Source organism: Paucibacter sp. KBW04, assembly GCF_003852425.1.
Classification (GTDB): Bacteria; Pseudomonadota; Gammaproteobacteria; order Burkholderiales; family Burkholderiaceae_C; genus Paucibacter_A.
On sequence record NZ_QAJN01000012.1, the window covers coordinates 59,017 to 65,440 of the forward strand.

The 6,424-nt window shown below is 65.1% G+C and carries 5 protein-coding genes; all 5 read left to right on the forward strand.

The window, feature by feature from the left end; translation table 11 throughout:
- Nucleotides 1-2 precede the first annotated feature (2 nt).
- The 5 genes from kdpC to kdpE all read left to right on the forward strand — a co-directional run bounded on the left by kdpC (nt 3) and on the right by kdpE (nt 6,332).
- Nucleotides 3-635, forward strand: coding sequence for a potassium-transporting ATPase subunit KdpC (gene kdpC / locus DBR47_RS15115; protein ID WP_124451493.1), 633 nt, complete (start codon nt 3-5; stop codon nt 633-635).
- 210 nt (nt 636-845) lie between these two features.
- Nucleotides 846-1,688, forward strand: a complete 843-nt coding sequence (locus DBR47_RS15120; RefSeq protein ID WP_124451495.1) for a TorF family putative porin — start codon at nt 846-848, stop codon at nt 1,686-1,688.
- A gap of 49 nt (nt 1,689-1,737) precedes the next feature.
- Nucleotides 1,738-2,712 carry a magnesium and cobalt transport protein CorA gene (locus DBR47_RS15125; protein WP_124451497.1) on the forward strand — a complete coding sequence of 325 codons (975 nt, stop codon included), beginning with the start codon at nt 1,738-1,740 and terminating at the stop codon, nt 2,710-2,712.
- A 166-nt stretch (nt 2,713-2,878) separates the two neighbouring features.
- The gene (locus DBR47_RS15130; RefSeq protein ID WP_124451499.1) at nt 2,879-5,629 is read left to right on the forward strand and encodes a DUF4118 domain-containing protein; all 2,751 of its coding nucleotides are present in this window, start codon (nt 2,879-2,881) and stop codon (nt 5,627-5,629) included.
- Entirely contained in the window at nt 5,622-6,332 is a 711-nt protein-coding gene (gene kdpE, locus DBR47_RS15135; RefSeq protein ID WP_124451501.1) for a two-component system response regulator KdpE, read from the forward strand. The genes DBR47_RS15130 and kdpE overlap by 8 nt, the downstream gene beginning before the upstream one ends.
- Nucleotides 6,333-6,424 lie beyond the last annotated feature (92 nt).

The window sequence follows — 6,424 nt, forward strand, 5'->3', positions numbered from 1 at the left end:
TCATGAAAACACTTTTGCGTCCCGCCCTGGTCAGCTTCTTGATGCTCAGCGCCGTCACCGGCCTGCTCTATCCGGTCGTGGTCACCGGCATTGGCAAGACCTTGTTCCCCTCGCAGGCCGAAGGCTCCTTGATCGAGCGCGATGGCAAGCTGGTGGGCTCGGCCTTGATCGGCCAGAACTTCAGTTCGCCCGACTACTTCTGGGGCCGCCCCTCGGCCACCGGCCCCATGAGCAATAACGCCGCGGGCTCCTCCGGCAGCAACCAAGGCCCGCTGAACCCGGCCCTGAACGATGCGGTCAAAGGCCGTGTGGAGGCCTTGCGCGCCGCCGACCCGGACAACAAGCTGCCCATCCCGGCGGATCTGGTGACGGCCTCGGGCAGTGGCTTGGACCCCGAGATCAGCATGGCCGCGGCCCGCTACCAAGCGCCCCGCGTGGCCCGCGAGCGCAAGCTGCCTCTCAAGGAAGTGCAGCGCTTGATCGATGCCAACACCTTGTCGCGTGACCTGGCCGTGCTGGGTGAGCCGCGCGTCAATGTGCTCAAGCTCAATCTGGCTCTGGACGCCGCCGCACCGCGGGCCGTCAAGCCTGCCCAGGTCGCGCCCGTCGCTGCCTCAGCGGCTTCTGCCGCCTGAGTTTGAGCCAGAGCCATATCGGCTCGCCTCGTTTTTTGGTGGTCCGGGGTCCTACGCCTCGGGCTCGCCCGATGAGACCGGAGGAAAAGCTCTCAACAAGAAAGAGAGAGTTCCTGGACGGGAGGGGTCTCATCGTCTTTTATTTGTTTGTTCGATTATTTGTCCCCAATGCTTCGCGCATTTTTTTCTGAATCACGCTGTTCCATTCCTATGAAAAACAAGACTGTTTCCCTGATCGCCCTGGCCACCCTGACCCTGCTGAGCGCTACAGCCTCTGCGCAAGCCACGGCGCCCGCTCCCACGCCCGAGCACACCCTGACCGGCAATCTGAGCCTGAACAGCGACTACCGCTTCCGTGGCATCAGCCAGAGCTGGAAGCTGCCCGCCGTGCAAGGCGGCTTTGACTACGCTCACCGCAGCGGCGCCTACGCCGGCGTCTGGGCCTCCAATGTCTCGGGCAATAGCTATAACAACGGTGCCGGCCTGGAGACCGATGTTTACGGTGGCTTCAAATTCAGCCCTCTGAGTGTGTCGGGTCAAGACCTGACCCTGGACCTCGGTGCCCTGGTCTATTTCTACCCCGGTGCGCGCCTGAACAGCGCCCCCGGTGTGGCCACGGACAAGAAGTACGACAACGTCGATCTGTATCTGGGCCTGAGCTACGGCGCCTTCAGCGCCAAGCTCTCGGTCGCCGCTACCGACTATTTCGGCCTCAATAGCGATACCGCCGGCTACGCCTACTTCAGCAGCCTAGGCGCAAATGGTGGCAGCAAGGGCAGTGCCTATCTGGACCTGAACTACAACTTTGATCTGGGCCAAGGCATCACCCTGGCTACCCATATCGGCGTCTTGAAGGTGCGCAACTACGGCGATCTGTCCTACACCGATGCCAAGGTCTCGATCGCCAAGGAAATCCTGGGTCTGAACTGGACGGCCGCCGTCGTCGGCAGCAATGCCAAGAAGGACTTCTACCAAGTCGGCAACGCTGCCGCGCAAGACGCCAAGCGCGTCGGCGACACCGGCCTGGTGCTGAGCGTCGGCAAAACCTTCTAAGCGCCCGAAAGCTGCTGTTCCCCCGGTGTGAGCAAGAGACAATGTCCGCATGCTGATCAATTGCACAGCCTATCAAGCGGGCCAGAAGCTTGCGGACTTGTCTCCCTCACGTCCGGAGGAGTTGGCGGCCTATCTGGACCGGCCCGACTGCTTTATTTGGGTCGCTCTGCGCGACCCCGAGGCGGAGGAGCTGGAGCCCTGGCGTCGCCTCTTCAATCTGCACCCCCTGGCCGTGGAAGATGCCCGTCATGGCCATCAACGCCCCAAGGTCGAGGAATACGGCCAGGACCTGTTCGTCGTCATGCATCTGGTGGACTGGGTGGGCGGTGATCTGAGCCTGGGCGAGGTCTGCGTCTTTTGCGGGCCTAACTATGTGCTCTCGGTGCGGCGTGAAAGCAAGCTGCATTTCTTGGGCGTGCGCGAGCGCTGCGAGCGCGAGCCCGAGCTGCTGGCGCACGGCCCCAGCTTTGTGCTTTACGCCTTGATGGACGCGGTGGTGGATCGTTACTTCCCCATCGTCGACCTGCTGGAGTCGGAGCTGGAAGAGATCGAGCAAAGCATATTTGTGCGCGGCGCCCAGCTGGACAATATCAAGCGCCTCTATGAGCTCAAGCGCCGCCTGATGCTTTTGCGCCGGGCGGTGGCGCCCATGCTGGAAATGCTGTCCAAGCTGCACGGCGGGCGCATCCCGCCGCTATGCGCGCGCACGGGCGAGTATTTCCGCGATGTGGCCGACCACCTGGCCCGCATCGAAAGCGCCATCGAGTCGGTGCGCGACACCCTGGCCACCGCCATCCAGGCCAATCTGTCCATGGTCGCGATTGAAGACAGCAACGTCACCAAGCGCCTGGCCGCTTGGGCCGGTATTTTTGCCGCCGCCACGGCTTTTGCCGGCATCTGGGGCATGAACTTTGAGCACATGCCCGAGCTGAAGCTGAGCTGGGGCTATCCGGCCGCCTTGGGCGTTATCAGTGCGGTTTGCGTCGGCCTGTGGTGGCGATTCCGCCGTGCCGGTTGGCTGTGAGTACGAGCCCCTCGTCCAAGGATTACCTTGGCCGGTCCCCCGAGGGGACGGCGATGTTTGCAGGATCGACCAGCAAACACATCGCCTTCGCGGGCCGGCTTGGGGCGGCCCGGCGCTCGGCCCGAAAGTCAGGCCGGGCTAATGAAGGAACGGGTTTGAATTTCGTATGACTGACGCAAGACCTGACCCCGACGCCCTGCTGGCCCAGATCACCCAGGCCCAGCAGAGCGAGAAGCGCGGCAAGCTGCGCATCTATTTTGGCTCCTCGGCCGGGGTGGGCAAGACCTTTGCCATGTTGCAGGCAGCGCGCAAGCTGCAGGCCGAAGGCCAGGGCGTGCTGGCCGGCATCGTGGTGACCCATGGCCGCAGCGAAACCATGGCCATGCTGGAGGGCTTGCCCCAGCTGCCGCTCAAGAACATCGAGTACCGGGGCAAGTCCTTGCCCGAGTTCGATCTGGACGAGGCCCTGGCGCGCAAGCCGGCCCTGATCCTGGTAGACGAGTTAGCGCATGCCAATGTGCCCGGCTCCCGCCACCCCAAGCGTTGGCAGGACGTGGAGGAGCTGCTGGCCCACGGCATCAATGTCTATTCCACGCTCAACGTCCAGCATCTGGAAAGCCTCAACGATGTGGTGGGCGGCATCACCGGCGTGCGGGTGCAGGAGACCCTGCCCGACACCTTTTTCGACGCTGCCGCCGAGGTGGTGATGGTGGACACGCCGGCCGACGAGCTGCTGGCCCGCCTGGCCGCAGGCAAGGTCTATATGGGACCGCAGGCCCAGCGCGCCGCGAACAATTTTTTCCGCAAGGGCAATCTGATGGCCTTGCGGGAGCTGGCCCTGCGTCGCACCGCCGACCGGGTGGAAGACGATGTGCAGGCCTGGCGCAGCAACGAGCGCATCGCGCAGGTCTGGAAGACCGAGGCCGCAATTCTCTGCGCCGTGGGCACCACGCCCGCGGCCGAGAGCGTGGTGCGCAATGCCGCCCAGCTGGCCCAGCAACTCAATGTCAGCTGGCAGGCGGTGTATGTCGAAACCCCGGCCTTGCAGCGCCTGCCCGATGCGCAGCGCGAGCGCATTCTGCGCGTCTTGCGCTTGGCTCACGAGTTAGGGGCCAGCACGGCGGTGCTCTCGGCCCAGGCCCTGGCGCCGGCCCTGATTCGCCATGCACGCGAACACAATCTGTCCAAGCTGGTGCTGGGCCGTGGCCGCGCGCGCGGTTGGCTGGCGCGCCTGAGTGGCCGGCCCGATCTGCAGCAGCAGATTGCCGCGGCCGCGCCTGAGCTGGACCTGATCTGCGCCGCCCAGACCCCCGTCGCTGCCCAGCGCTCCGAGGCCAGCTCGGGCGAGGACAGGGCCGTCCAGGCCGCCAACGAAAACTGGCAGGGCAAAGCCCGCAGCTACGGCCTGACTTTCGCCGCTTGCTGCCTGACGACGCTGATCAGCTGGCCGCTGCAGCTGGCCTTTGATCAGTCCAATATCGTCATGCTGTTCTTGCTGACGGTGGTGGGCGTGGCGCTCAAGCTGGGCCGTGGCCCGGCGGTGGCGGCTAGCTTCTTGAGCGTGGGCCTGTTCGACTTTTTCTTCGTCGCGCCCCAGCTGAGCTTTGCCGTCAGCGATGTGCAGTACCTGCTGACCTTTGTCGTCATGCTGGCCGTGGGCCTGATCACCGGCCAGCTGACGGCCGGTTTGCGCTACCAGGCCCAGGTCGCGGCCGAACGGGAAGGGCGCTCGCGCGCCCTGTTCGAGCTGACCAGCGATCTGGCCGGTGCTCTGCAGAGTGAGCAGGTGCTGCAGGTGGCCGAGGCCGCCCTGGCCCAAGAGGTGATGGGCGAGGCCCTGCTGTTTGTGCTGGATCTGGACGAACAGCTGCAGCCCTCGCCGCGCCAGCAAGCCTTGCCCTTGGCCGATCAGCCCGATGCTGGCACCGCCCGCTGGGCCTTGGAACACAAGCAGGCCGCCGGCCTGAGCACCGACACCCTGGCCGGCAGCGCCTGGTTCTATCTGCCCCTGGTCGCGCCCATGCGGGTGCGTGGCGTGCTGGCCCTGCGCCCACGCTCCAAGCGCAGCCTGATGCAGCCCGAGCTGCGCGCCCAGCTGGAGACCTCGGCCCGCATCATAGGCCAGGCCTTGGAGCGGGTGCACTATGTGGAGGTGGCGCAGCAAGCCCTGGTGCAGATCGAGTCCGAGCGCCTGCGCAACTCTCTGCTCTCGGCCTTGTCGCATGATTTGCGCACCCCCTTGGCCGTGGTCTACGGCCTGGCCCAGACCCTGGACGGCATGGCCGGCATGCCGCCCGCCGCCCGTGAGTTGGCCGGCAGCCTGCTGCAACAGTCCCAGCGCATCAGCGCCATGGTCAGCAATCTGCTGGACATGGCCCGCTTGCAAAGCGGCGCCGTGCGCCTGAATCTGCAGTGGCAGCCAGTGGACGAGGTGGTGGGTTCTTCTTTGCAGGCCTTGCAGCGTCTGCTGCAGGATCACCATCTGCAGGTGGACATTCCCGCCGGCCTGCCTCTGTTGAATCTGGATGCCACGCTGATGGAGCGGGTGCTCTGCAATCTGCTGGAGAACGCGCTCAAGTACACGCCGCGCGGCAGCCGCATCAGCTTGGCCGCCAGCCTGGCGCCCGGCGCTTTGCAAGGCCAGGATGCGCTGCGTTTGAGTGTTAGCGATGATGGCCCGGGCCTGCCTACGGGGCGCGAGGAACAGCTATTCGCCAAGTTCAGCCGGGGCGAGCGCGAGTCCAGCACTCCCGGTGTGGGTTTAGGGCTGGCCATCTGCCGCGCCATCGTGGAAGCCCATGGTGGTCGCATCTGGGCCGAGTCGGCCCAGCCCCAGGGCGCTGCTTTTGTGATGCTGCTGCCCCTGGGCCAGGCGCCTGCCATGCCTTGTTTGGAAGAGAAGCTAGAAGATGAGTGAACCGCAACCCGTTGCCCTGATTGTTGAGGACGAACCCAGCATCCGCCGCTTTGTGCGCATGGCCCTGGAGGCCGAGGGCTGGCAGGTGCACGAGTGCGAGACCGTGCGCCAGGGCTTGGTGGATGCCGGCACGCGCAGGCCCGAGCTGGTCATTCTGGATCTGGGACTGCCGGACGACGACGGCATCAACTACTTGAAGGACTTGCGGGCCTGGTCTGGCGTGCCGGTGATCGTGCTCTCGGCCCGCACCAACGAGGTCGACAAAATCGCCGCGCTGGACGCCGGTGCCGACGACTACTTGACCAAGCCCTTCGGTGTGGGTGAGCTGATGGCGCGGGTGCGCGTGGCCTTGCGCCGCAGCCAGCAGGCGGGACGCATCGGCAATGCCGACGAGCCGGCGCAGACGCTGTTCCGCTTCGGCGAGGTTGCGGTGGACCTGTCCGCCCGCCGCGTGCTGCGCGCGGGTGAGGCCGTGCACCTGACGCCGATCGAGTACCGTTTGTTGACGCACCTGATCGCTAACGCCGGAAAAGTGCTGACGCATCGGCAATTGCTCAAGGCGGTGTGGGGGCCTTCGCATGTGGAGGACAACCACTATCTGCGCGTCTACATGGGCAATCTTCGCCAGAAGCTGGAGGTGGTGCCGGCGGCGCCCAAGCATTTGCTGACGGAGACGGCGGTGGGGTATCGATTGATGGCGTGATCGCCTGCTTGAGTCTGCTTGTGATGAGATCTTGTGTGTTCGAAGGCCCAGCCGGGAACTCGCCCCGGCGGGCGACCTACTTTCTTGGGCGC

Bases quoted from the DNA above. Each gene is read 5' to 3' on its own strand.
- kdpC (WP_124451493.1), top strand. From the start codon at position 3: ATGAAAACACTTTTGCGTCCCGCCCTGGTCAGCTTCTTGATGCTCAGC.
- DBR47_RS15120 (WP_124451495.1), top strand. From the start codon at position 846: ATGAAAAACAAGACTGTTTCCCTGATCGCCCTGGCCACCCTGACCCTG.
- DBR47_RS15125 (WP_124451497.1), top strand. From the start codon at position 1,738: ATGCTGATCAATTGCACAGCCTATCAAGCGGGCCAGAAGCTTGCGGAC.
- DBR47_RS15130 (WP_124451499.1), top strand. From the start codon at position 2,879: ATGACTGACGCAAGACCTGACCCCGACGCCCTGCTGGCCCAGATCACC.
- kdpE (WP_124451501.1), top strand. From the start codon at position 5,622: ATGAGTGAACCGCAACCCGTTGCCCTGATTGTTGAGGACGAACCCAGC.